Annotated in this window: 24 protein-coding genes; 21 read left to right on the top strand and 3 right to left on the bottom strand. The window is 41.2% G+C overall.

The annotated features are described in order from the left end of the window. The first annotated feature begins 59 nt into the window (after nucleotides 1-59). Genes ACKI4H_RS02560 through ACKI4H_RS02540 form a run of 5 tightly spaced genes read left to right on the top strand, consistent with a single transcriptional unit; the run spans nucleotide 60 to nucleotide 7117 of the window. On the top strand, nucleotides 60-899 hold the full coding sequence (locus ACKI4H_RS02560) for a C39 family peptidase (protein WP_407303676.1): 840 nt from the start codon (nucleotides 60-62) through the stop codon (nucleotides 897-899). A gap of 49 nt (nucleotides 900-948) precedes the next feature. Beyond that, nucleotides 949-2181: a hypothetical protein gene (locus ACKI4H_RS02555; RefSeq protein ID WP_407303674.1), complete on the top strand. Its 1233-nt coding sequence runs from the start codon at nucleotides 949-951 to the stop codon at nucleotides 2179-2181. A 12-nt stretch (nucleotides 2182-2193) separates the two neighbouring features. Next, nucleotides 2194-3858 carry an OmpP1/FadL family transporter gene (locus tag ACKI4H_RS02550; RefSeq protein WP_407303673.1) on the top strand — a complete coding sequence of 555 codons (1665 nt, stop codon included), beginning with the start codon at nucleotides 2194-2196 and terminating at the stop codon, nucleotides 3856-3858. A 31-nt stretch (nucleotides 3859-3889) separates the two neighbouring features. Continuing rightward, complete coding sequence (gene filE / locus ACKI4H_RS02545) at nucleotides 3890-5083, top strand: putative pilus assembly protein FilE (protein ID WP_407303672.1); 1194 nt, start codon at nucleotides 3890-3892, stop codon at nucleotides 5081-5083. Between the two features lie 24 nt (nucleotides 5084-5107). Continuing rightward, nucleotides 5108-7117: a hypothetical protein gene (locus ACKI4H_RS02540; protein WP_407303671.1), complete on the top strand. Its 2010-nt coding sequence runs from the start codon at nucleotides 5108-5110 to the stop codon at nucleotides 7115-7117. A gap of 70 nt (nucleotides 7118-7187) precedes the next feature. Here the strand turns inward: ACKI4H_RS02540 and ACKI4H_RS02535 are convergent, their stop codons facing one another. After that, nucleotides 7188-7736, bottom strand: coding sequence for an NUDIX hydrolase (locus tag ACKI4H_RS02535; protein WP_407303670.1), 549 nt, complete (start codon nucleotides 7734-7736; stop codon nucleotides 7188-7190). Nucleotides 7737-7862: 126 nt separating this feature from the next. Here ACKI4H_RS02535 and ACKI4H_RS02530 point away from each other — a divergent pair, with 126 nt between their 5' ends. The 7 genes from ACKI4H_RS02530 to fghA all read left to right on the top strand — a co-directional run bounded on the left by ACKI4H_RS02530 (nucleotide 7863) and on the right by fghA (nucleotide 13854). Continuing rightward, nucleotides 7863-8480 (top strand): NUDIX hydrolase, encoded by a 618-nt coding sequence (locus ACKI4H_RS02530; RefSeq protein WP_407303668.1) that lies wholly within the window; start codon nucleotides 7863-7865, stop codon nucleotides 8478-8480. A gap of 14 nt (nucleotides 8481-8494) precedes the next feature. Next, nucleotides 8495-9025 (top strand): gamma carbonic anhydrase family protein, encoded by a 531-nt coding sequence (locus tag ACKI4H_RS02525; RefSeq protein WP_407303666.1) that lies wholly within the window; start codon nucleotides 8495-8497, stop codon nucleotides 9023-9025. Between the two features lie 130 nt (nucleotides 9026-9155). Then, nucleotides 9156-9821 carry a tRNA (adenosine(37)-N6)-threonylcarbamoyltransferase complex dimerization subunit type 1 TsaB gene (tsaB, locus tag ACKI4H_RS02520; protein ID WP_284067202.1) on the top strand — a complete coding sequence of 222 codons (666 nt, stop codon included), beginning with the start codon at nucleotides 9156-9158 and terminating at the stop codon, nucleotides 9819-9821. Between the two features lie 12 nt (nucleotides 9822-9833). Beyond that, the gene (locus ACKI4H_RS02515; protein WP_407303664.1) at nucleotides 9834-10658 is read left to right on the top strand and encodes an undecaprenyl-diphosphate phosphatase; all 825 of its coding nucleotides are present in this window, start codon (nucleotides 9834-9836) and stop codon (nucleotides 10656-10658) included. Next, nucleotides 10652-11470 (top strand): class I SAM-dependent methyltransferase, encoded by an 819-nt coding sequence (locus ACKI4H_RS02510; RefSeq protein ID WP_407303661.1) that lies wholly within the window; start codon nucleotides 10652-10654, stop codon nucleotides 11468-11470. The genes ACKI4H_RS02515 and ACKI4H_RS02510 overlap by 7 nt, the downstream gene beginning before the upstream one ends. A gap of 123 nt (nucleotides 11471-11593) precedes the next feature. Beyond that, entirely contained in the window at nucleotides 11594-13006 is a 1413-nt protein-coding gene (locus ACKI4H_RS02505) for a C13 family peptidase (RefSeq protein ID WP_407303659.1), read from the top strand. An 11-nt stretch (nucleotides 13007-13017) separates the two neighbouring features. Continuing rightward, the gene (gene fghA / locus ACKI4H_RS02500) at nucleotides 13018-13854 is read left to right on the top strand and encodes an S-formylglutathione hydrolase (protein ID WP_407303657.1); all 837 of its coding nucleotides are present in this window, start codon (nucleotides 13018-13020) and stop codon (nucleotides 13852-13854) included. Between the two features lie 39 nt (nucleotides 13855-13893). Here the strand turns inward: fghA and ACKI4H_RS02495 are convergent, their stop codons facing one another. Further along, a complete protein-coding gene (locus ACKI4H_RS02495) occupies nucleotides 13894-14169 on the bottom strand; it encodes a DUF2218 domain-containing protein (protein ID WP_407303654.1) in 276 nt (91 codons plus the stop codon). A gap of 189 nt (nucleotides 14170-14358) precedes the next feature. Here ACKI4H_RS02495 and rpe point away from each other — a divergent pair, with 189 nt between their 5' ends. From rpe to ACKI4H_RS02455, 8 genes are all read left to right on the top strand, one after another. After that, the gene (rpe, locus tag ACKI4H_RS02490) at nucleotides 14359-15045 is read left to right on the top strand and encodes a ribulose-phosphate 3-epimerase (protein WP_407303652.1); all 687 of its coding nucleotides are present in this window, start codon (nucleotides 14359-14361) and stop codon (nucleotides 15043-15045) included. A gap of 395 nt (nucleotides 15046-15440) precedes the next feature. Further along, entirely contained in the window at nucleotides 15441-15896 is a 456-nt protein-coding gene (locus ACKI4H_RS02485; RefSeq protein ID WP_407303650.1) for a hypothetical protein, read from the top strand. A gap of 45 nt (nucleotides 15897-15941) precedes the next feature. Continuing rightward, the gene (locus ACKI4H_RS02480) at nucleotides 15942-17810 is read left to right on the top strand and encodes a copper resistance system multicopper oxidase (protein ID WP_407303649.1); all 1869 of its coding nucleotides are present in this window, start codon (nucleotides 15942-15944) and stop codon (nucleotides 17808-17810) included. Further along, nucleotides 17797-18696 carry a copper resistance protein B gene (locus ACKI4H_RS02475; protein ID WP_407303648.1) on the top strand — a complete coding sequence of 300 codons (900 nt, stop codon included), beginning with the start codon at nucleotides 17797-17799 and terminating at the stop codon, nucleotides 18694-18696. Before ACKI4H_RS02480 ends, ACKI4H_RS02475 begins: the two co-directional genes overlap by 14 nt. A 255-nt stretch (nucleotides 18697-18951) precedes the next feature. Beyond that, complete coding sequence (gene sugE, locus ACKI4H_RS02470; protein ID WP_407303646.1) at nucleotides 18952-19269, top strand: quaternary ammonium compound efflux SMR transporter SugE; 318 nt, start codon at nucleotides 18952-18954, stop codon at nucleotides 19267-19269. 35 nt (nucleotides 19270-19304) lie between these two features. Continuing rightward, nucleotides 19305-19787: a methylated-DNA--[protein]-cysteine S-methyltransferase gene (locus ACKI4H_RS02465; RefSeq protein WP_407303644.1), complete on the top strand. Its 483-nt coding sequence runs from the start codon at nucleotides 19305-19307 to the stop codon at nucleotides 19785-19787. Between the two features lie 35 nt (nucleotides 19788-19822). After that, nucleotides 19823-20479, top strand: a complete 657-nt coding sequence (locus ACKI4H_RS02460) for a nuclease-related domain-containing protein (protein ID WP_407303641.1) — start codon at nucleotides 19823-19825, stop codon at nucleotides 20477-20479. An 88-nt stretch (nucleotides 20480-20567) separates the two neighbouring features. Then, nucleotides 20568-21381, top strand: a protein-coding gene (locus tag ACKI4H_RS02455) for an IS5 family transposase (protein WP_407303640.1) whose coding sequence is annotated in 2 segments (ribosomal slippage) — nucleotides 20568-20954 and nucleotides 20956-21381 — 813 coding nt in all. Because the reading frame shifts where the segments join, the coding sequence is not laid out codon by codon here. Here ACKI4H_RS02455 and ACKI4H_RS02450 read toward each other — a convergent pair. Further along, the gene (locus ACKI4H_RS02450) at nucleotides 21373-22323 is read right to left on the bottom strand and encodes a tRNA dihydrouridine synthase (protein ID WP_407303639.1); all 951 of its coding nucleotides are present in this window, start codon (nucleotides 22321-22323) and stop codon (nucleotides 21373-21375) included. The genes ACKI4H_RS02455 and ACKI4H_RS02450 overlap by 9 nt on opposite strands. A 263-nt stretch (nucleotides 22324-22586) precedes the next feature. Between ACKI4H_RS02450 and ACKI4H_RS02445 the strand changes: the two genes are divergently transcribed. After that, on the top strand, nucleotides 22587-23933 hold the full coding sequence (locus tag ACKI4H_RS02445) for a PQQ-dependent sugar dehydrogenase (RefSeq protein ID WP_407303638.1): 1347 nt from the start codon (nucleotides 22587-22589) through the stop codon (nucleotides 23931-23933). Nucleotides 23934-24578 lie beyond the last annotated feature (645 nt).

Genomic DNA, 24578 nt, shown 5'->3' with positions numbered 1-24578 from the left:
TCTACTCTAAAATAATCAAAAAAGGCGCGTCATGCCGATAACTAGAAAAGTTAAACCATATGTTAGAGATTGCATTAGGCTCGGCATTGATGTATTACGCTGCCACAGAAGCCTTTGATATTAAGAAAAAACCAGCAGAAGCTGTGTACTACACAGAGACTTTAGACTCTCGTAATGATTCCTTTACCCGTATGCACCGTGAAACCGTACAGGTTAAACCGGCAATCATCGATCAATTTCGTGGCATTGTTCACCAAGCCTATGACTATAGTTGTGGTTCAGCTGCGTTAACAACCCTATTAAATGGTTATACCAATCTCAATGCGACCTTAACCGAACAGCAGGTTATGGACGGTCTGATGAAATTTGGTGAGACCGACAAGATTGTTGAACGCCGTAGCTTTTCACTGCTGGATATGAAACGCTTTGTAAGTGCAATTGGCTTTGAAAGTGGTGGGTATCGCGGTGAATTTAGTGATTTGGTGAAACAAGGACAACCTGCCATTGTGCCGATTTCCTATGCAGGCTTTAAACATTTTGTGGTATTTAAAGCGTATAAAAATGGCCGTGTCTATGTTGCAGATCCTGCATTGGGGAATATTAGTTTCGATGAAGTGCGTTTTAAAGAGATTTGGGAAAATAACACCTTATTCTTAATTAATGTTGCACCAGAAAACCGCAAAAATTTATTGGCTTTACAGGATTCGGATATGCGTCACGTAGAAGATGCAACCGTGAATCGTTATGCCTTGGTGAATATGCAATACCCGCAATTTTATATGGACAAAATTGCCGATAAAGCATCTACAATTCGACTTGATAAAAATATGAACGAAGAATCAGATTCTTATGGGGACTTAAATTATAATTTCTTGCGTCTTTATTATAAAAATAAATAACGTTTAAGAAAGATTAAGCTTAAAAAAATAAAAAATGGTGAGATGGAATATGAACAGTAAATGGATGAACAAAACCCTGTTAGCAATCAGTATTCAAATGCTGATGGGCGCAGCTTATGCAGCAGAAGAGCCAGCACTGGGAGGGTATGAAGTTGTAGATCAGCAGGAAGAAGTTGAATCAACAGCATCACAGCCTGCAAATGCTAATTTAGGGGTGGCTAATGCAGCAGAAGAGTCAGCATTGGGTGAGTATGAGCCTGTAGACGAGCAGGAAACGCAAGTTGATGCAGTGGCAGCACAATCTGCAAATGCGCAGCCTGTAACTGAAACATCACCAGTAGATGAAAAATCGCAAGCATCTTCAGCACTACAACAGCAAGAAGGCGATGTCAGTAAAGAAGCCAACTTACAAGAAGTATTTACATCAAATGAACGTCAGTATTCACTCATCAAAAAAGGTGATATCTCATCTTATTATGATATTGACTATACCTACTATCGAGATACACAACTTGATATGGAGATGGCTCAAGGCCAGCTCTATCAGCTGCGTGTCCAAGAAAATGCTACACACTCCCTTACAAATACTTTTACTGCACAGTACGGTATTTTAGATAATTTGACCTTTACTGCTTCATTACCATTAGTCGCAAAAACTGACTTATTAAAAGATACATCTACTGCAGGTTTAGGTGATATTTCTTTGGGTGCACGATGGGAGCCATTTCCCTTACAAGCAGGTCGTTTACCACTGATTTTATTCGGTAATTTATCGACCAAAAGTGGTGACAGTCCATATGAAGTCAATTCTGCGACTGACTTAGCCACCGGTAAGGGTTATTACTCTGCCGGTGTTGGTGCAAGTACACGTAAATATATCGATCCAGTCGTATTGTTCGCTTCAGTTTCAGCGAACTATGGTTTTAAAGAAACCGACTTAAATCAACGCCGTGGTAGCCGTGTCATCGATGAGTTCGAACCGGGTATTAGTGGCGGTTTTGCTTTCGGTTTTGCATACTCATTTAACTATGACGTATCGATGACCATGTCGTATCAACAAAGCTTTAATACCGGCTCTGAATTTATCTACAGCAGCGGTGAATCCTATTCACCAGCCGATCAAACCAGTTCAACTTTAGCGATTTCTCTTGGGGTGCGTGTATCTCCGGAGACGATTGTGAACGGTACGGTAGGCTTTGGTTTGACGGAAGATGCGCCAGACGTTTCATTGGGTTTGTCATTCCCACTTGATATTTTAGGCTTTGGTAAGAAAATTCGCTAAGAGGGCAGTCGTATGTATAAAATTCGACTCAGACCGCTCGTTAGCGCCATTATCTTAACGGGCTGTTCAAGTGCTGCATTTGCACAGTTAGGTACCAACCTTCCTGTAGATTTAAGATCTTTGAGTATGGGGAATGCTGTAACAGCAGACCCGCCTGGGGTGAATGCTATTCACTTTAACCCTGCAGGCTTGACCAAGATTGAGGGGCTACAAACAGAGCAACAAATTATTGTTGCCAACTTTGACATTCAACGTGAATTCAGCGTACCGCCAGGCTATAACGTCTTTGGCTATTCAGATGATCCGCTGGTCTGTAATGATGGATCAGAGGTTGCATCTGATATTTGTACCGATTTTAAAGGTAAAATTAGTGGTGATGTTGAATATCCGAGTCTTTATATTCCTATTTTGAAAAAGATGGTAGATTTAGGCGAAGGTATGCCGTTGGTCGCACCTACCATGGGGATTGCCTATAATCCCCCTGGTTCAAAAGCGACTTATGCGACCGCAGTTTATGCACCACTGGTTGCCGGTTTTGGTGCGGAAAATGGTAATGCTAGTAATTATATGGGGCAGCAAGTTGCCTTAGAGCGGATTACCTATTTATCTCCATCCGTGGGTTACCAAGTCAGTGACCACCTTTCAATTGGTGGCGGTATTGGTATGTCTTACCAAGCCATGGGCCTCAAAACCGATTTACGTTTCCCCAATGAACTGATTGGTATGTTACGAATGATCGATGAGGTCGTTTGTACGCCATTTAAAGAAAATTCAGACATTATTACCGATATTCTATTGCTCGGGATGTGTAATGCTGAAGAAGGTATGAATCCATTCGGTAAATTCGGTCAGATGCAATTGGCAGTTGAGCAATCCTTAAGTCCAAGTTTTAACTTGGGGGTGCTGTGGGAGCCAACGGATGACTTTGGTTTTGGTATGGTCTACCAAAGTGCAGCAAAAATGCGATTAAAAGGGAAATACCATATTGATAATGCCAAAGCGCCACAAGAGTTAATTAAAGGCTTGATGTCCTCGCCAACCGGACAAATTCTTGCAGCTATTTTAGGCTTCCCGAATTACATTCCTTCTAGTGAATCAGGTTTGGTCTCCATGGACTTTGAATATCCTGCGCATTTTCAAGCCGGGATTAAATACAAGGTCATGCCAGATTTACAGGTAAATTTTGATGTGGGCTGGACGGACTACAGTGCATGGGACAAATTTACATTTGAGTTTGATCGACAAATTTCAGCCTTAAAAGTTGCAAAATTACTTTCTGAAAATGTGAGCGATAGCTCGTTATCTTTGCCGCTCGGTTTTACTTCGCCTTGGAGCTTCGGTATTGGTATGGAATATTCAGCAACCGATCGTTTAAAACTACGTGCGGGTTATGAACCACGTTCAAGTGCCATTCCAGATGGTAAACGAAATACCATGATCCCAATCAACAATGCACAATTGTTTGGTATGGGAGTAGGTTATCGCTTCGATGCAGATACAGACTTAGATTTGTCCATCGGTTTCTTACGCAGTAAAGACAATATTCCCGCCAATACCAGTAGTTTGGCCAACCAAACAGGGGTAAATAACTTACTGCTTAACCCATACGCGGGCCTGAATGTGAAAACCAATACAAAAATAACCATTCTAGGATTGAACTATAGAACACGTTGGTAAACAAAGGAAAAGAATGAAAGGGAATTTATTGGTGAAAACGATACTAACGCTGAGTTTAGCGCAAGTATCGTGGTCATACGCAGGAGAGTTTCATACCATTATTGGCCCTGACGGTCGTCCAATGGTCATTCAACGTGAGCTACCAAAAGTGGCTACAGCAAAATCAAATCCAAAACCCATTGTCGAACAACAGCAGAGTCTTCCTGCTGATGAGCAAAGAACCTCACTTGTAACAAGTTCGGCGCAAAATCCTATTATGGCTACGTCTGGAAAATCAGTTAAAACTAGCAAAGTTGAGTCGAATGTGCAGACTGATCTTGACACAGTAAAAATAGAAACACAGAAAAAAAGAGCTGTGAAGCCTAAGGTTACAGAAAAAATACAGCTGCAATCAATGCCAGTTTCTCCAGTGAATAGCCAACCTCTTGCTACTGAAAACCCACTGCTACTTCAACCACAGGCTGTAATTTCACAAAAAGTCTTAGAAATAAAACCCCTGATTATTCAGGAAAACTCAGAAAATACCGCTTTCGTGGATATTGATGGACAGCAATATGTCAAAAACGAATATTTAGAAGATAAAGAATTTAACTTAGAAGGCAAAAAGCGTTTTTACGCCATGCCTGAAGGAATTATTGATACCAAGCAGGGTGCAACGCGTTTACAAACCGTTGAGCGTGAAAAAGGGGTGGGTAAATCTACGATGCAATCCTTGTTTAAACGTAACGTCGAGCAAGATACTGGCCCGATTACTTTGGCAAAGACGTATTACCGCGTTTCACAAGCAGATGCGATTAATGGCCTGGGACAACAGTGTTTTTCTGGGAAAAAATTAAAAAAAGTCAAAAAACTTGATCTGAATAAAGATGTTAACTTCTGGCCACGTGCACCGCTGAATGATGAGTTCGATTTTGAAGTTGCTGCACTAAATACATCTGTGCAGAATATACAGCTTAATTCATATGCATCGCGGCAGAATAATCCCACTTTTTATTGGCCTTTTGTGGTGTTTTTAGATGCAAAAGGTTGTGTCTTGGAAGGCGCAGGCGGATATAAAAATCAAGAGGGGCTATCTACCCTCATTCAGCACGAAAAAATAGAAGGGGTACTGCATGTGCCTGCAAACAGCAAATATATATTGCTAACACCCTTGGCATCCGCCATCGATGTCGATAATCGTGCTTTAACCAATCACGGGCAAGTTAAACTCGTTGCAATCCGTTAGGGATAGAAAAAGAAGAGAGTCAGGATGAACATAAATAAATATAAATTACCTTTTGCAACAACTACGTTAGTTATGGCTTTAGCAGGGTGTGGTGGTGAAAGTGCCAACGTGACCCCTGAGGTATATGATGAAAGTACGGCCAATGGTGCCTGTCAAACGGGAACAGCAGGCTGCGTTGAATTCGCCTTAGATTATCCATTAAACGGTTTAAATTTCACATGTAGTAGTGACACCAAAAACCGCTTTACCACACTGTTTGATCCAAATGATGGCGCGGCAACGGGTGCGTGTAAGAATACGGACGATATTACCTTTTTCTTACGTGGTGAAAAAGACAAGAAAATTGAATTAGGTAGAATACCGCTTCGCAATATTGCCAATGTCAGCGTATCGCAATTGCCACGTTTAACCCTATTGGATATTGCAGCAGGAATTCAAGGCAGAGCTGCCCAAAAATTGTCACCTGACGATGCCACAGTTAAAGTTGCGATTCGTTTGGCACGTCTGATTCAAGCAGTAGGCTTGCAAAATCGGCAGATTGTTAATGCGCGCGATATTCAACTGGTCAGTATTAGCGACGCGGACCGTAAAAAGTTAGAACAAATTACAGCATCTATTACCACAGACCAGTTGAAGTCTTTGAGCGATGTCAAATTTGCTGAGCTGGTGAAACCTTGGGTCGATATTTCTCGGGTCACAGATGAAGATGCTTTTGATGTGATTACTCAATTGATGCGTATTACTACAGCGGCCGTGTATCAACCTGAATTTTCACTATTTTCGAGTACCGAGGTACTGGGCAGTACCTTAAGTGGTTCGGAAGGTCTGGTGGGTTGTAATAAGGAAGAATGTAAGGCGGAAGATAAGTCAGCAACCCATTTGGTGGGTCACTTTATTTTGATGACGGATCGTCAAGGCAAAAGCTTTGGTAGCGGTTTACAATGGCGCGGTAAATCCAGTAGCGATTTGACCACTATTGGGGGGGTGAATGCACAACTGATTCGTAAGGTAAAACCGGTACAAATGACTGCGTCTGCACAAGATACCTGGATTCATCCAATTACCAAAGCGATTAATAATAATCCCGATTTAACCGCGCAAACTGGTTTCCAGTTCAATGTGGCTGATGGCAATTCACAGTCCTTGACCGTGACTCAAGGTAAATTGTTTAATGACTATATGATTGCCGGTAAGGAGCGTTTTTATAAACTGCTGACCGGTAAAAAAGAAGTTAACGAAGACGATAAGAAAAATTATGGTCTATGGCAACAACAAGTTAATGGTGAAACCTTTAAAGGTACACTCGATCTTTATAAAATTTATCCAATTACCTATTTAGACAGCAAAGTGTTTAAATCAGAAAATAATGTCAGCAATGGGGCGTATATTTTTCCATTGTATGCAGATTTAGTCTTTAATTTCACTGATACCTCAGTCAAGACCGTGAAACTCGGTATTGTGATTGACCGTAATGGTGATATTCGGACCAATATGAAACCTACGGTTCCAGATCCATCTGGCACAATCATCGATATGTCGACCGGAACAGACGGTTGTAGTGGTACCGATGTACTTGCTAGTGATATGATTGACAGCAACAATGTGCAGCAGTATCGCATTGGAACCACGGGGCGTGCGTTCACTAGCTCTGGCACGAATGGCAATAATAGCAATAAAATCTCGATTCGTATGATCTTGGCCGATAAAGTCTTCCAAAGCCTGGATGGTGCATTGATTGGTATGAACTCGAGTATTCAGACCTCGCCAAATTCCAATGAATCTATTGTGATTGGTGGTGCATTACTGAACTTAAATCGTTTATTGGCAATGAAGGGTGGTAAACCGGCTATTGATGATGTGCCATTCACAGACTCTGCTGATAGTGCAGTGAAGTGGGCGAATAGTTTTGCCAGCTTCCAACGTATTTATAGCATGGTGGACTCCACCGATCCAGAGGCAAAACAATGGTCTAAATACAGCGGTGGCAGCATTCAATTCAATCTTGCACCATGTTATGAAGTGAAAACCAAATAATCATGAAATTAAAAAAGCCCATCAGAGGATGGGCTTTTTTATGATGTATATTCTTTCTTTATTGTATCAATTAACCAGTATGGTCAAGGCGTGAACCCAAGGTTTCTAAATGCATCTGAAATTGATTGTTTTTACGGTCTGCAAAATAATGTTTTAGGGTGTGTTCTACACTCGGAAAAGCAAGTTCAGACCATGGGATTTCATTTTCGCTAAATAAACGGCTTTCAATGGTTTCTTCACCCGCACCAAATTGACCATCCACTAAATTGGCTTTGAATAACACATAAATTTGTCCGATACGCGGAATATTGTACATGCAGTAGAGCTGTTCAATATCGATTTCGGCTTCTGCTTCTTCACGTGTTTCGCGTGCTGCACCTTGTTCCATGGTCTCAAATAATTCCATATAGCCGGCAGGCAGCGTCCATAAACCATAACGCGGTTCAATAGCACGGCGGCACATTAATACTTTATTTTCAAAGAGGACGAGTGCCCCGCAAATGACTTTAGGATTGATATAATGAATATTGCCACAATCTGTACAAACACGACGTAATTGATGATCGCCGAGGGGGATTTTTTCCGTAGTTTTATGTCCACAAATTACACAGAAATTCATATTCATCGTCAATGATAAAGGTATGATCAGCATAACTGAAAAATTGAACTTTGGCATCATTTCTATCTTTTAGAATAAAAATTCAGCTATGATGAAATCAATAAGAAATGATGGGAGAGTAGAGGTATGGATGACCATTCATTAATACAATCGTTACAGCAAAGGTTACGTTTTTCCACCCGGATCAAACCGGCACACGCTGCTGTACTAATCGCGATTACAGATGAATTGGATCCAAAAGTTCTGCTTACTCGACGCTCACTCTATTTATCGAATCATGCCGGTGAGGTTTCATTTCCAGGAGGGAAAAGAGACCCGCAAGATACCAGTAATATTGTGGTGGCATTACGTGAAGCCTATGAAGAGACGGCATTAAATCCATTTGATGTGCAATTAATGGGTGATTTACCCATGCAAAAAGCACGCAATGGCATGTTGGTCAAACCTGTGGTTGGTTTGATTCCGGCCGAAGTCAATTTGATTGCTCAACCGAGCGAAATTGATCGTATTTTCTTTGCATCCCTGAGCAGTCTAATGAAGGCACCCCCCATTCCTTATGAAGTACGTTATGCGCATCAGTCTTTATATTTTCCCAGTATGCGGGTGGAAAATGAAATTGTTTGGGGCTTAACCGCACGGATGTTGATATCATTATTTCAATATGGTTTAAATTATCAGAAGGAATGGCCATTTTTATTAAACTCTCCTGCTTTTCATACCCATAAAATTAAACACAATAGATAAAGGAATATCCCAATATGATGTACAAATTTAATGGCTATGCACCTCAAGCAACACATCAGCCCTGGGATGGCTGGGTAGCAGATAATGCGACGGTAATTGGTCAAGTTGAAATGGGAAAGCTGGTCAGTGTCTGGTTTGGCGCAGTAATCCGGGCTGATAACAGTAAAATCAAAATTGGTGATTTTAGCAATGTTCAGGAGAATGCAGTGTTACATACCGATGCTGGTATTGAGATGCATATTGGCAGCTATGTCACGATTGGACATCAAGCGATGTTGCATGGCTGTACGGTTGGGGATAACACTTTAATTGGCATCAACTCGGTCATTTTAAATCATGCGGTGATTGGTAAAAATTGCATCATCGGGGCGAATGCATTAATTCCTGAAGGTAAAATCATTCCTGACAATTCGGTGGTGATGGGTTCACCGGGAAAAATCGTCAAAACTTTAGATGAGACTGCGGAAGTTAAACTCAAAATGAGTGCCATGCACTATGCAGAACACTTTAAGAACTTTCAGAATTTGGAAGTGATTGAACTGTAATTTGATGATCTTATTCAGCCAAGCAAGTGCTTGGCTTTTTTGTACTTCGCAGCTGGAAAATCTCGCCTAGTACGAATGAGTGGAGTATCATATGCCTCGTTTTTTACATTTAAATTAATTAAGGTTGTGCATGAAATTGCTGGCATTGGAAACTGCCAATGAGCAGTGTTCCGTCTCTATTGTAGATGAAACCCAAGAATTATTTTTCCAATTAGATGCGCGAGCAAAAGCACAAACGCAAACAATTCTCCCGATGATTGAGCAGGCATTTACCCAGCTTGATCTATCTGCATCTGAATTAACTGCAATTGCATTTAGCCGTGGACCCGGTTCTTTTAGCGGTGTGCGGATTAATGCAGCGGTCACTCAGGCTTTGGCATGGGCAAATGATCTTCCCGTTGTTGCTGTTTCAACTTTACAAGCTTTGGCACAGGCAGCACATCGAGTTGCAGGTTTAAACGCCGTGACTGCGGTACTTGATGCGCGGATGAAGGAAGTTTACATTGCGAGTTTTAAACTTGATTCACAGGGCATTATGCAGGCTGTAGATGAAGAGCAACTGTTAAATTACGATGCTGCCAGCCAAGTGGTTAAATTTGAACTGGTAGGTTCCGGTTCAGCTTTAATTCAGCCTGAACAAATACAATACAAAGACTTAAGTGCGACTGCGCAAGATATTGCTACCATTGCGCGCGCAGATGTCGAGCAAAAAAAATGGGTTAGTGCCGAGCAGGCATTACCTGTGTATCTACGTGATAACGCTTGGAAAAAAATTCCAGAACAAGGCAAATCATAATCAGGATTTTTTATGGATCTTTTACTGCTGCTGAAAGCGGCAATTATGGGTATTGTTGAAGGTATTACCGAATTTCTACCTATTTCCAGTACCGGGCATTTAATTCTCGCTGCCGAACTCATGAACTTCTGGACCAAAGAAAAAAGTGATGTATTCGTAATCGCTATTCAAATGGGTGCGATTGCAGCAGTGATTTATGAATACTGGGCGCGTCTGTGGGGCGCGGCAACCGGTATGTTTACCGGAGAACCCAAAGGTCGCCGTTTGGGGTTTAGCCTGATCATGGCATCTATTCCCATTGTGCTGATTGGTCTCACCTTTGGACAAGCAGTCAAAGAATTATTATTTAATGATGTAGCGGTTGCGGTTGGCTTAATTGTGGGTGGTTTCATTATTATGTGGATTGAGAAAAATCCACCTAAAGTGAATGCGGAAGAAGTTGAGAACATCAGCTATAAGGAAGCAATCTGGATTGGTTTAATTCAGGTGCTGTCTTTAATTCCGGGTACTTCACGTTCTGGTGCAACCATTATTGGTGCGATGTTCTTGGGGATATCACGTAAAGCGGCCACTGAATTTTCCTTCTTTCTCGGGATACCGGTAATTATTGGTGCAGGTCTTTTAGATCTTTATCAAAGCTACCATGTATTTCAAAGCACAGAAGATTGGGCAGTTCTTGCCACCGGAATGATTGTGTCATTTGTTTCGGCTTTGATTCTAATTCGTGTATTGGTTGCCTATGTCGCAAAACGTGATTTTATGGTCTTTGCCTGGTACCGTATTGCCTCGGGTCTTTTAATTTTACTCTTTGCATTTACAGGCTGGAAATTATGGTAAGCGACATCCGCTTATTTGTAGAACAAGAATTTCAAGCGAAAGCACAGCAGTATTCTGCTGTGCTTTCTTCTCGTGGAGTGAAGGTAAATCTTGAAATCATTGAAAAGCTCAATCCCCGATTTTTGCGTTTTCATCCAGAGCTGGCTTTATGTGTAGATGAATTCGGTCTTTGGTTATGTGCCAATGGCATGAAAATGCAACCGGACTGGAAAGCGGAAGTTCCACGTTTAAAAAGAGCGTCATTAAAATCTGAAATGATTGCCCGAGCGTGTAACCTCGGTGAAAAACCCACCTTGATCGATGCTACCGCAGGTCTGGGGCATGACAGTTTGTTGATGGCGCATTTAGGTGCCGATGTCACCTTGGTTGAGCGACATCCGATTTTGTTTACCTTGCTTGAAGATACTAAAAACCATGCTGAAACCGATCCATTTTTAAGCTCGGTTGTTGCACGGATTGATCTGGTTTTTTCTGATTCTGCCGACTTCCTTGTTCAGCAAGCTCAACAGAACAAGATCGTGGATGTGGTTTATCTTGACCCGATGTTTCCACAGCGTGATCAAAACCAGCAAGCCATTAAAAAACAGGCTCAAGTGAAAAAGCAGATGCAATTGTTGCATATGCTGCTGCCAGAAGACGGTGCAATGGATCTGGGTGATAATTTATTGATTTTGGCACAAAAAGTAGCAAAACGGGTGGTGGTAAAGCGTCCTCGTTTGGCCATATATCTGGCTGAACAAGAGCCCAATCATCAATGGCAAGGTGATACATGTCGTTTTGATGCCTACTTTCAGCAGCATCTTGTAGAGTAGTTTGGTAATTGCTTCAATATTGAACATTAATTTGTTATATAGTGCCAAAGCAGCATTGATAAAACTTCCATCAGGCATAAACTTACACAGTGAATCAGCGAGCTACAGCTAACCCTAAATCCTATGATCGACTTTAAACCCTCCATCAATTTTTGGCATGATTTTAAAAGCAACCAAACTGCAGGGATGTGGCTCTTTTTGGGATCACGTCGGTCTTTACAAATTGTTCGCCCTTCAATTTTACAACTCATTTTTTGGGGAATTTTAGGCGGTAGTGCCAACAGTTTATTTAGTTGGTTAAGTTCAGGGGAAGTGGGCGAGTTTAATCCTCAAGGCCTGATTAGTTATGCCTTATGGCCTTTTATTGCGCTGATTGTCGGTATTTTCCTTTCGCAACGTATTAATAACCCGCGTTTGATGCTGGTGCCGGCCTTACTGTGGCTAGTACTGGATACGCATATCGCCTTACTACAAAGTCTGATTCAGTATCTGGGCTATATCGATGTATTGCCTTACATCTTCTATGACTATCTACCGATGATATTCATGGTGCTGTTTGTCTGGCAAAGTTTGGCCGTGGTTTGGGTATTTTCGCGTGAACTCAAATGGCCATGGTGGGAGCGTGCGATGATTGTTGCAGCAACGCTTTTTACGCTGGTAGTCTGGCAAATGTCAGTCAAAAGTCAACCAATCTGGAAAGTTGAAGAAACTCCACCGACTTTCGCCGAAGATGCCTTTTATGCCCAAAGCCGTGTGCTGAGTAAATCTCTGGAAGATGTTCAGTATGGCGAATTTGCACAATCACATTGGTACTTTTTGGGCGTAGCAGGCGTAGGTTATCAGGATGTGTTTAAGTCGGAAGTCGAACGAATTAAAGAACAGTTCGATACTCGCTTTGGAACCTTTGGTCGTTCCCTTATGTTGGTGAATAATCCTGAGACCCGTACCAAAACCCCGATTGCTTCACGTACCAGTATGGAAATGGCTTTACGTCGTATTGGGCAGCAGATGAACCGTGAAAGCGATGTATTATTTTTATATATGACTTCCCACGGCTTACCAAATCAGTTTGAAATGGAAAATGCACCAATAGATTTAAACGATGTCGATCCAAAATGGTTGAAAGATGCTTTGGATAAGTCGGGAATTCGCTGGCGTGTGATTGTTATTTCTGCATGTTATTCAGGCAGTTTTGTTCCTGCCTTACAAGATGACAATACCTTGATCATTACTGCATCTGCAGCCGATCGTGCATCTTTTGGCTGTTCAAATGAAGCCGATTATACGTATTTTGGGCGTGCCTTCTTTGATCAGTCTATGCGTGAACAGAATTCAATCAGTGCTGCATTTGAGCAAACCAAAGGCACTGTGGCACAATGGGAAAAAGCGCAAGGTTTTGAAGCCTCTGAGCCACAATGGTCAATTGGTAAAAATATGGCATTTATGTTACCGCAACTGGAACAACGTTTATTTCCAGTGACTTCTAAAACAGAGATGAAAATAGAAACACCCCAATTGAGTGTTCAAACCCAATAAGGAAAATAAACATGGAATTAATTCAACATAACCGATGTTTTGATGGTGAACAGCGCATTTATGCTTTTAATTCTAATATTCTTAAGGTGCAAACCAAATTTGGTATTTTCTTACCACCGCAAGCTTTAAGGGGACAGCCCTGTCCAGCACTTTTTTATTTAGCCGGTCTGACCTGTACTGAAGAAACATTTAGTATAAAGGCGCATGCGCAACGCCTGGCTACTCAATTGGGCTTAATCCTGATTAGTCCAGATACTTCGCCAAGAGGTGAGCAGGTTGCACAAGGCGATTCCTGGGATATTGGTCAAGGTGCAGGATTTTATATTAATGCCACGCAAACGCCATGGGCTGAACATTATCAAATGGAAAGCTTTATTGCTGATGAGCTTTATAATCTCGTTACTCAAAACTTTCCTGTTCAGGCAGATGCAATAGGTATTTTGGGACATTCTATGGGCGGACATGGGGCATTAACTCTGGCCTTTAAATATCCCGAAAAATTTAAATCGGTTTCTGCTTTTGCACCCATTTGTGCACCAAGCCAATGCCCTTGGGGTGAAAAAGCCTTTTCGAACTATTTTGGTGAAGATCGGAATGAATGGTTAAAACACGATGCCACTGCCTTGATTCAAGAAAAAGGTGCATTATTTAAAGAGATCCTGATAGATCAAGGATCGAAAGATCAATTCTATGCACAGTTGAATCCGGCATTATTTAAACAGGCCTGTGCCCAAGTGGGACAGTCTCTAACCTTGCGTGAACATGAAGGTTATGACCATGGATATTACTTCATTCAAAGTTTTATTGATGACCATCTGCAATTTCATGCCGTGCAGCTTGAAGCATAATATTTAATTCAAAAAAGGGAGAACATGATTCTCCCTTTTTTATTGATGCTGCCAGGTTGCGGTAAATTCTTGCTGCGCCATACGACTTAAATGATCAAGAACCACTTTTTCTAGTCTGCTTACGTCTTCTAAGGGGCTGTCAATGGATACTAATAGTTGTTCCGGTTGAGGCATTAGCTTTACGGTTGCATCTGGCATAAAAATACTAAAATTGCCGTCAGTTTCAGCAACGTCAAATTTATGTTTCCAGTGATTGAGTAAGCGTTTGGCGATACGGGCGGCTTCTAAAGTAGGGATTTCTGTATTGCTTTTCATTCTTATTTACCTTGGACTATTATTTTAAAATAACAGACTATAAAAATAGCTAAAGTTAAATAATGCAACGCAATGTCGCAGTTTTGGCATGCTGAATAAATAGTATCGAAGCAGGATTGAATCACAGCAGTCAGGTTCAATTTGTTATAATGTGAAAAATCAATTCAAATTCATAGCCAGGTTCTCCCCATGTCCAAGCCATATTTAATTGCACCATCAATTTTATCTGCTGACTTTGCTCGCTTAGGTGAAGAAGTCGAAAATGTGCTCGCTGCTGGTGCAGATGTCGTACATTTTGACGTGATGGATAACCATTACGTGCCTAACCTGACTTTTGGTGCAGGCGTATGTAAGGCATTAAAAAAATATGGGATTAAGGCACCGATTGACGTGCATTTGATGGTGTCTCCAGTCGATCGTATGATTGGTGATTTCCTGGAAGCCGGTGCAGACATTATTACGTTCCACCCGGAAGCAACCCAGCATATTGACCGTTCTTTACAGCTGATTAAAGTCGGTGGTGCGAAAGCCGGTTTGGTATTTAATCCGGCAACACCTTTGCATTATCTGGACTACGTTTTGGATAAAGTCGATCAAGTGTTATTGATGAGCGTCAACCCCGGTTTTGGTGGTCAAAAATTTATTCCCATGACTTTAGACAAACTTCGTCAAGCACGCAAGATCATTGATGCTTCAGGTCGTGACATTCATTTAGAAGTGGATGGCGGTGTAACACCGGCTAATATTCGTGAAATTGCAGAAGCCGGAGCAGACATGTTTGTTGCAGGCTCGGCAATTTTTGGCAAACCGGATTATCAAGCTGTGATTAATGAAATGCGTGCAGAACTTGCAAAAGTTGGCGCTGTAAATATCTAATAATCTCTAATTAATTGAACCTAAGTTGTGGATAACTTTATGGATAACCATATGGATATCTATGTAGATAACTGTATGGATAACTTGATTAGTTTATAAACGATTATGGAACAATAGTTTAATAATTAGACATTAAATGTATAAAAAGGACTCAAATGCGTCCTTTTTTGATTTCTTAAAGTATTTAAAAATATGGTTGTTTATTAATCTATGCTTATAAATAAACCTGTTTAAAAAATAACTTTATTGTTTTAATGCACTTAAAAATAGCTAACCATGAATTGTTGAGTATAAATTTAAAAAATTGTGTATAACTTTGTTCTTGGTTATGCTTTAGATCTAAATCAAAATAAAATGATTTATATTTTATTCCGGACTGGCGAAAGGATGATTCTTTGCTGACTTCATTACGCACACAGCTTTGGTTTGTGTTCCTGATGGTTTTTGCCATGGGGTGGAGTAGTGTCGCTTTTGCATCAGCAAAACCTAGGCATCAGCAAATGATGAGTGAATTGATGCTTCAGCATGAACATAGCATGCCCATGACGACAATGTCGGATTGCCATAATACCGTCAGTACTCAAGCGCACATGCAGCATCCACTTTCAGAATATGTAAAAGCACCACATGATCAAGATTGTCATCAAACCATGTCGGATCAGAGGCAGCATGTCAGTTGTAATGACTGTGTGCAGTTACACTGTCAAAGTTTGACTCTCTGGTTGGATTCAGACATTTCAGAATTACTCAGTTTTGATAATATTCAAGAACATCCACAGCGCAATTTTAATTATTCAGCCCAGCATTTAATGGGCTTCGGGCAACAAATTTTACGTCCTCCCAAAGCTTAATCTTGATTTAAAAAACATTCTTATTTTTAAATTACAGGTTAAGTCATGTCTATTAAATTAACGCAAAGCTTCTTGGTTGGGGTGTCTCTGCTGTCATCATCATGGGCGTTTGCTGCGCTCAAAGAATATCATCTGAGCATTGATGAGCAGCTGGTCAATGTGACCGGAAAGCCTCTAAAACGTATTACCGTGAATGGTCAATTTCCTGCACCGCTTTTGGAATTTGAAGCAGGCGATGATGCCGTTATTCATGTATATAACAATCTAAAAGACAAAGATTCTTCCATTCACTGGCATGGTTTGTTGCTGCCCGGTTTAATGGATGGCGTGCCGGGGTTCAACCAGTTCAAGGGCATTAAACCACAGGCAGATTTTGTCTATCGATTTAAAGTGCGACAAAACGGCACCTATTGGTATCACGCGCATTCCAAAGGCCAGGAACAAGATGGTTTATATGGTGCTTTTGTGATTTATCCGAAAGATAAAAAGCCCGTCATAGCGCATGAAAACACCGATCGAGATTATGTGGTGATGCTATCCGATTTTCATCCATCCAGCAGTGATCAGATTATGAAAAATCTGAAAAAGTCAGCGGAATACTATCAGAATCAGCGTGAAACTTTATCGGATGTCTGGAAGCAGGTCAAACGGGATGGTTTAAAAAACACCTGGCAGGATCGTGGCATGTGGAACCAGATGCGCATGCTGAAAACCGATTTGTCTGATGTCACCGGTTATACCTTTCTAATTAATGGAAAAACGCCTGAACAAAACTGGACGGGCGTGTTTAAGCCAAATGAAAAAGTCCACTTACGTTTTATTAATGCTTCCGCCATGTCCTTTTATGATGTCAGTATTCCCAATTTGAAAATGACCGTGGTAAGCGCCGATGGGCAGCCGGTTAAACCTGTACCAGTTGATGAGTTTCGTATAGGCACTGCAGAAACCTATGATGTGATTGTTGAGCCGAAAGCCAATCATTACCAAATTGAAGCAGAATCGATTGATCGCAGCGGTTTTGCGATTGGCACATTGCGTAATGAAACCTCGCCAATGAAGCATGCGATTTACATGCCTAAGCCGCGTCCACGTGCATTACTCACAATGGAAGATATGGGGCACAGTTTTTCATCAACTGATCATGCAAATATGAGTCATGATCAGATGAACATCAGTCAAGAAAGTGCTCATCCACCAAGCTCAAGTCAAATGAATCATCAAGCCATGGCTCATACTCAAATGAATCGTGCTGCAAGGCAGGAGTCTTCGCAACATGCAACTCAGCCATCCGCACAACCTGAGTCTGTGCAACAGCATGAACAAAGCCATGCGTCGCATAGTACAGAAAAAACATCTTTAGATGACAAGGCTCAGGCTCAATTGGTTTATGGCTGGGCCCATGCATCCACACCAACAGGGCATAAAGCGCTGCAATATAGCGACTTGAAATCTTTAACGCCGCAACCGGATAACCGTCCAGCAGAACGTGAACTAGAAGTGCGTTTGGGAGGCAATATGGAACGCTATATCTGGACCATCAATGGCAAGAAATTTACCGAAGTTGAACCGTTACAGGTGAAATATGGCGAACGTATCCGGCTGAAATTTATCAATGATAGCATGATGGCACATCCGATGCATCTGCATGGCATGTTTATGCAACTCGAAAATGGACAGGCATTATCAGACTTGCCCAACAAGCACACCTTGATTGTGCCACCAGGCAAGACAGTTACTGCGCTGCTCACTGCGGATGAATTGGGTGAATGGGCAATCCATTGTCATCTGCTTTATCACATGTCATCCGGCATGATGAGCAAACTGATGGTAGCGAATGTGGATGTGAATCATCCATCCAACACGTCATCTAAACCAAGTTCAGCTCAGCAAGGAGGCTCACATGCGCATCATTAATTTATTTGCCATGAGTACATTAAGTACTTCCTTGCTGCTGTTGAGTGGACAAAGTTTTGCACAGGAAGGGCAGCATGCCATGTCGATGCCGAAGCCTCAGAACCAACAGTCAGCTGACATTCCTGTAGATCATTCCCAGCATCAAACAGCGTTGGGGCTACCAAAGACTGCGACTCAACTGATACCACACAAGTATCCAGGTTCAGATCAGGCTGATCATGCGGTACATATCAAAGAGCATGGTGGACAAGTTTATCAACAAATTACGGTTGAAAGTAAATGGCTGCGCAATGATAAAGGCGAAGGTGTTTTAAAGTCGCAACTTGAGACCCGAATCGGTACGGATGAAAATAAAGTCTTTATCAAAATTCATGCTGATCAGGCTGAATCGCAGCAAGCCGAATATGATGCCAAACTGTTATATAGCCGTATGCTGACTGATTTTTGGGATGTGCAGGTCGGTCTTCGTTATTTGAATAATCAAAATCATGAAGTTGGTCAGGAGCAGGTAGGTGCTATTATTGGTATTCATGGCTTGGCGCCATATCTCTTTGAAACCGATACTTATCTATATATGGGGCAGGATAATCAAACGTCTTTGAGTCTGGAAACTGAGCGAGATTTGCTGCTGACCCAAAAACTAATTCTTAAACCTTATCTGGATCTGAATGTCATTTTTAGTGATGACTCAAGCTATGCCAAAAAGTCGGGTTTAAATACCGCGCAATTCGGTCTGGAAACCCGTTATGAAATCAATAAAAAGGTTATGCCTTTTGTCGATGTTGCATATGGCTATAACAAGGGAAGTGAAGAAACGGCTTGGCAGCAACACTCATCTTCTAAAAATGAATGGCAATATGGTGCAGGTATTCGCTTTAAATTGTAGATGAGTACTGGGGGTTTTAGATGAGAATCGTGATCAAATGAATACGATTGGTGAGTACTATTCGTATTTTTATTTGGGTATTTTTAGCGCGATAAATTGGTCGAAAAATGTAAAATCTGCACCAATTTAAAGCAATCATTTATATAATAGTGAATTAAAGGAGGAACGACCTCCCTTGGTGCAATCTCATTGATCTCTAATACCAAGACAATTCGTCAGGACGACCTGACTCTTATCAGGTGGAGTATGGTCGTTATGGCTTGGGTAGTTTTAGTTTTAGCCGGTATTTTTGAAATTGTATGGGCCTATGCAATGAAACTTTCAGAAGGTTTCACACGTCTAACGCCCAGTATTATTACCTTGGTATTTATGATTTTAAGTTTTGCTCTATTGGCTTATGCCATGCGAACTTTACCGCTCGGTACAGCCTATACCATCTGGACAGGCATTGGAGCAGTAGGTTCTTTCCTTGTGGGAGTCTTTATTTTAGGTGAGCCAGCATCGGCCATGCGTATGCTGGCAGCAGTACTGATTATTTCTGGATTAGTATTGATGAAACTGTCATCATCATAAAATCTGGATCATTTATTCAACTGCAGGAGAAGACGATGAAACTGGCATTTATGGAAATGGCTTCTCCTGTCGGTACTTTAAAACTGGTGGCCAATGAAACAGCTTTAGTCGCGGTACTTTGGGAAAATGAAAGCCCCAAGCGCGTGCGTTTAGCCGAATTGGTGGAACAGGCAGATCATCCTATCTTGCTGGAAACTCAAATGCAGTTAACTGAATATTTTGCAGGAAAAAGACAGCAATTTGATTTGCCTTTAGATTTTGAAGGCACAGAATTTCAGCAGAAAGTCTGGCAAGCTTTACTCAGCATTCCATTTGGAGAAACCCGAAGTTACCGTGAGATTGCTGAGCAGATTGGTAATGTGAAAGCGGTTCGCGCAGTGGGAGCAGCCAATGGGAAAAATCCAATTTCGATTATTGCGCCGTGCCATCGTGTAATTGGTGCGGGTGGAAAATTGGTCGGTTTTGCAGGAGGCTTGGAGAATAAAGATATTCTATTAAAGTTAGAGAAAATTGTTTAAATTATAAAATCTTATTAAAAATAAAGATCAATAAAATGTTGAGTCAGATATTTGCGCAACTTGGGTCGAGCTTTTGGTGGATCATCCTTGTTTTTGTCGCTATAGGAATCATCAAAACCTTTAAACCATTGATTAAAGGAAAACTAGGGGAATTTGTGGTAGCTTTGCACGTCAAACTCTATTTGAAAGATGTTCAATATATTTTATTAAATGATTGTACTTTGCCGGATGAGCAATCGGGAACGACGCAAATCGATCATATATTATTGAGTCCTTATGGTATTTTTATTATTGAAACTAAAAATTATAAAGGCTGGATTTTTGGTAGTGAGCGCCAGAAAATGTGGACGCAGAAAATATTTAAAAACAGCTATAAATTCCAAAATCCACTGCATCAAAACTATAAGCATCAAAAGGTTTTAGAGCAGGTACTGGTAGATATTATAGGCGCTGAATACTTATATTCCGTGATTGTGTTTATGCCAGATTGTGAATTTAAAACTGAGATGCCAGTGAATGTATTTCGTGGCGCAGCATGGGTAGATTATGTGAAAAATTTTACCGATGAAGTCATTCCGGTGATGAAACTCAAACGGATTCAATGGCGAATTGAAAAAGAGGTATTAGACAAGTCATGGAAAACAAATCGGATACATATAGAAAATTTAAAGCAGCGTAAAGGAAATAGCTAAATAAAAAGCCTCTGAATATTCAAAGGCTTTTTAATTTAATATTTTAATAGACCTCTTGCGAAAGTAAAAAATTGTTTATACTCGCCCTATGAAATATGAAAATTTAACTCGATTTAACGATGGGGAATTTAAACGACTCGTTGGAGTTCCTCGCCCATTATTCTTAAAAATGGTCTCCATATTAAAACAAGCTGAACTTGCCAAGAAAAAATCTGGAAGGCCGCATTCTTTGTGTTTAGAGGATCAATTATTGTTAACTCTAAACTACTTACGCTGTTATAGGACTCAAATTGAATTATCCGCTGACTATAATCTCGCTGAAAGTAATGTGAATCGTACTATTCATAAAGTTGAAAATGCTCTGATTCAATCACGGATTTTTGCATTACCCAAAAGGAATCAAAAGTTTAGTGAGGGTGATTATGTGATCGTTGATGTCACTGAGTCACAGATTGAGCGTCCCAAAAAAACAAAGAAAATTCTATAGCGGTAAAAAGAAGAAACATACGCTAAAAACACAGGTCATTTTTAACCCAAGATTAAAACAAATTGTAAGTATACAGATCGAAAGTGGCAGAACACATGATCTGACGATTGCGCGTAAGTATTTGAAGGAACTGATGGTTTATCCTTGCATTATGGCAGATTTGGCCTACAAAGGATTTCATCAGATTAAGAGTAAGTTACTCATTCCTATCAAGAAAGCTAAGAATCTATCATTACCGAAAAGAGCAAAACAGATCAACAAAGAAATCAGCCGGCGTAGGATAGCCATTGAACATATCAACTGCCAACTTAAGCATTTTCGGATATTAACGGAACGCTATAGAAATAGACGAAAACGATTTGGTCTAAGAATGAATTTAATTGCTGGAATGGCAAATTGGATGCTGTTAAATTAACTTTCGCAAGAGGTCTATTGTAGTTAATTTCTCAATAATTTCAATCAAAGCTTTGATACGTTTCACTTCATTCCAGAGTTCTTTTGCTTCCGGATAGTGTTTGGACATCATGCCGAGCCACTGCTTATAACGTCCGACCATATTGATTTCTTTTTTATAGGGTCCGTTTAAGAAACGAATTTGAAGATCTAAAAGCTCATCCCAAGTAATGATGGGTTCATCAGTATTTCGGCGGATACATTGTGTGATATCGGGGGTAGTTACAGCAGCCCGACCAATCATCAAATCTTCACAACCAGACTCTAACTGGCACTGTTTGGCATCAGCATTGGTCCAGATTTCACCATTGGCAATCACGTTAATTTTCAATGCTTCACGAATCGGCTGTAACTGATCCCAAAATGCAGGAGGTGTATAGCCTTCAGCTTTGGTGCGGGCATGAACGGTAACCCAAGCCGCACCGGCATCTTCAATGGCATGTGCATTTTCCAATGTAAAGTTCCGGTCCATATAGCCTAGGCGCATTTTGGCAGATACCGGGATATGACTGGGTACGGCCTCACGAACGGTTTTGACCAGCATATGTACCACATCAGGCTCATCCAGCAGGACTGAACCGCCACGGTGACGGTTGACGGTTTTCGCAGGACAGCCAAAGTTCATGTCAATGGCAGGGGCGCCCAGTTCCACCGCACGAATGGCATTGGCCGCCAGCATTTCAGGGTTATTTCCTAAAAATTGCACATGCACCGGCGTGCCAGCAGCGGTTTTACCCTCATTCAATAATTCAGGGCAGTAGTTATGATAGACATGATCAGGCAGGACAGAGTCAGTTACACGAATGAACTCGGTTACACACCAGTCAAAGCTGCCGACATGCGTCAGTACATCACGCATAATAGGATCGGTTAAGCCTTCCATGGGCGCAAGAACAAGTTTCAAAATGTTAGACCTGTATAAAGAAAAACAGGGTTATACGTTTTTTTAGAGGCCATGTCTAGCATAGGTCTTGAATTGTTATCTGGTATGTTAGCGATTTAAGTATTTATAACTTTGTAGATGAGATTTTGCATTCAAGAGTAGAATAAACAAAAGTTAAAAATATCATGATTGGTTATTATTTTTACTAAAAGACTAAATCAAGTTCTAGATTTATGCGTAACAGTAAGCTAAGGCTATTGCAATAAAAATAAGGAGCGAAAAAAATGTCTGCTAAATTTTTCCTACCGAACTTACTCTTGAGGGTCGGCTCTACCATTGTCTTGGCATTAACGGGATGTACATCCCCCTCAAAGTCTCCCATCACAGAGAGCTATGGCCCTCAGCCTCATTTGCCTGCGCCCAAGTCAAGTTTGTTGCCAATAGTAAATATTGCACCTGCCAAAGGCTGGCCTGTAGGAACAATGCCAACTCCTGCGGCGGGTTTGAAAGTGCAGGCCTTTGCAAAACAACTTCAGCATCCGCGCTGGCTGTATGTGTTGCCTAATGGGGATGTGCTGGTGGCAGAAACTGATGCTCCCCCTAAGCCTGATGACAGCCAAGGGATTAAAGGTAAAATCATGAAGCTGGTGATGAAACGTGCAGGATCATCGCATCCTAGCGCTAACCGTATTACTCTGCTTCGTGATACCAACCGTGATGGCGTGGCTGACCAAAAAACTGTGTTTCTGCAAAATTTAAACTCCCCGTTTGGCATGACACTGGTCGGCAATATGCTGTACGTGGCCAACACAAACTCGCTCATGCGCTTTCCTTACTCAACAGGTGAGACTCAAATTACAGCGAGCGGCATTAAGGTACTGGATTTGCCGGACGGCCCCTTAAATCACCATTGGACCAAAAATGTGATTGCCAACCCTGAGGGTAGCAAACTTTATATTACGGTAGGTTCAAACAGTAATGCAGCTGAAAATGGCTTGGATAAAGAAGCCGGTCGTGCACTGATTATGGAGTTTGATATTGTCAGTGGTAAAGCACGCCCTTTTGCATCAGGGCTACGCAACCCCAATGGGATGGACTGGCAGCTACAGAGTAACACGTTATGGACAGTGGTAAATGAGCGTGATGAAATTGGCAATGACTTGGTGCCTGATTACCTGACTTCGGTCAAAGACGGTGCTTTTTATGGTTGGCCTTATAGTTATTATGGTCAACATGTTGATACTCGGGTAAAACCGCAAAACCCCAAAATGGTCGCACGTGCCATTAAGCCAGATTATGCACTAGGTAACCATACCGCATCTTTAGGCTTGGCATTTTATAAGGCTGAACTTATGCCACAATACCGCGGTGGAGCCTTGATTGGCCAACATGGATCATGGAACCGTAAACCCCATAGTGGCTATAAAGTCATTTATGTGCCGTTTCAAAATGGTCAGCCTTCAGGCCAGCCACAAGATGTCTTGACTGGATTTTTAAGCGAAAAAGGGGATGCTTTGGGGCGACCTGTTGGCGTAGCTGTGGATCATTCTGGGGCTATTTTGGTTGCCGATGATGTCGGTAATATGATTTGGCGTATATCACCCGTAGCTGAAACCATTAATAATCCTTGAGGAAGCAAATAGAGCAGTAAGCAATGCTTCAGTCCATAGGAAAGTAAGTTGATGACCTGTTAAAGGCAAAGCAGCTAATCAAGAACGGGTTAAATGGCAAATTGTTGAGATTTAATCCTCAAATATTAGACATGGCTTTAGGCTCACGCAGTGTCTTATTGCTTGGGTCTGGTAAGAATTAAACAATGCTGCAAGAAGAATAAAGATTCAGTCAATTCTTATACAATCACACTACACAGAGATATTAAGTCTGAATTTTTCTAGAGCTTATATAAACTAGAGTGCCTCCCAAAAATAAAACTCCATCTTTCTATAAATCTACAAACTAAAATAAATAGTTTAAAAATAGAGAAGCCTGAGATGAATGAAAATAAAATATTAGTCTTAAAGATTATATCTAATAAGTTTTAGATCTGTTGAATGAGCTATATCTACTGATTTGAAGTCACTCTTTTGAAGAGGCTTTAAGTCATAATATATAACCCGAATCGCGGATAAGGTTTTTGTATTAGCCCCCGTAAAAACGGACAGTTAACTCGCTAATTTTAGCGCCCGAAACTCCCGAGGGGATTTCATTTTTAATCCACTATGTGGATGATTGCAATTGTAATCTTCTATCCATAGCGGCAAAGCATTCAGCACAGT

Source organism: Acinetobacter sp., from assembly GCF_045628685.1.
Taxonomy (GTDB): domain Bacteria; phylum Pseudomonadota; class Gammaproteobacteria; order Pseudomonadales; family Moraxellaceae; genus Acinetobacter.
This window is presented reverse-complemented; position numbering and strand designations above follow the sequence as displayed.

Excerpts from the sequence above, each read along its gene's own strand:
- ACKI4H_RS02555 (WP_407303674.1), top strand. The coding sequence starts at position 949 with ATGAACAGTAAATGGATGAACAAAACCCTGTTAGCAATCAGTATTCAA.
- ACKI4H_RS02495 (WP_407303654.1), bottom strand. The coding sequence starts at position 14,169 with ATGAAAAGCAATACAGAAATCCCTACTTTAGAAGCCGCCCGTATCGCC.
- ACKI4H_RS02535 (WP_407303670.1), bottom strand. The coding sequence starts at position 7,736 with ATGAATTTCTGTGTAATTTGTGGACATAAAACTACGGAAAAAATCCCC.
- fghA (WP_407303657.1), top strand. The coding sequence starts at position 13,018 with ATGGAATTAATTCAACATAACCGATGTTTTGATGGTGAACAGCGCATT.
- ACKI4H_RS02445 (WP_407303638.1), top strand. The coding sequence starts at position 22,587 with ATGTCTGCTAAATTTTTCCTACCGAACTTACTCTTGAGGGTCGGCTCT.
- ACKI4H_RS02465 (WP_407303644.1), top strand. The coding sequence starts at position 19,305 with ATGAAACTGGCATTTATGGAAATGGCTTCTCCTGTCGGTACTTTAAAA.
- tsaB (WP_284067202.1), top strand. The coding sequence starts at position 9,156 with ATGAAATTGCTGGCATTGGAAACTGCCAATGAGCAGTGTTCCGTCTCT.
- ACKI4H_RS02525 (WP_407303666.1), top strand. The coding sequence starts at position 8,495 with ATGATGTACAAATTTAATGGCTATGCACCTCAAGCAACACATCAGCCC.
- ACKI4H_RS02480 (WP_407303649.1), top strand. The coding sequence starts at position 15,942 with ATGTCTATTAAATTAACGCAAAGCTTCTTGGTTGGGGTGTCTCTGCTG.
- sugE (WP_407303646.1), top strand. The coding sequence starts at position 18,952 with ATGGCTTGGGTAGTTTTAGTTTTAGCCGGTATTTTTGAAATTGTATGG.
- ACKI4H_RS02560 (WP_407303676.1), top strand. The coding sequence starts at position 60 with ATGTTAGAGATTGCATTAGGCTCGGCATTGATGTATTACGCTGCCACA.
- ACKI4H_RS02530 (WP_407303668.1), top strand. The coding sequence starts at position 7,863 with ATGGATGACCATTCATTAATACAATCGTTACAGCAAAGGTTACGTTTT.
- ACKI4H_RS02505 (WP_407303659.1), top strand. The coding sequence starts at position 11,594 with ATGATCGACTTTAAACCCTCCATCAATTTTTGGCATGATTTTAAAAGC.
- ACKI4H_RS02550 (WP_407303673.1), top strand. The coding sequence starts at position 2,194 with ATGTATAAAATTCGACTCAGACCGCTCGTTAGCGCCATTATCTTAACG.
- ACKI4H_RS02510 (WP_407303661.1), top strand. The coding sequence starts at position 10,652 with ATGGTAAGCGACATCCGCTTATTTGTAGAACAAGAATTTCAAGCGAAA.
- ACKI4H_RS02540 (WP_407303671.1), top strand. The coding sequence starts at position 5,108 with ATGAACATAAATAAATATAAATTACCTTTTGCAACAACTACGTTAGTT.
- ACKI4H_RS02475 (WP_407303648.1), top strand. The coding sequence starts at position 17,797 with ATGCGCATCATTAATTTATTTGCCATGAGTACATTAAGTACTTCCTTG.
- ACKI4H_RS02515 (WP_407303664.1), top strand. The coding sequence starts at position 9,834 with ATGGATCTTTTACTGCTGCTGAAAGCGGCAATTATGGGTATTGTTGAA.
- ACKI4H_RS02460 (WP_407303641.1), top strand. The coding sequence starts at position 19,823 with ATGTTGAGTCAGATATTTGCGCAACTTGGGTCGAGCTTTTGGTGGATC.
- rpe (WP_407303652.1), top strand. The coding sequence starts at position 14,359 with ATGTCCAAGCCATATTTAATTGCACCATCAATTTTATCTGCTGACTTT.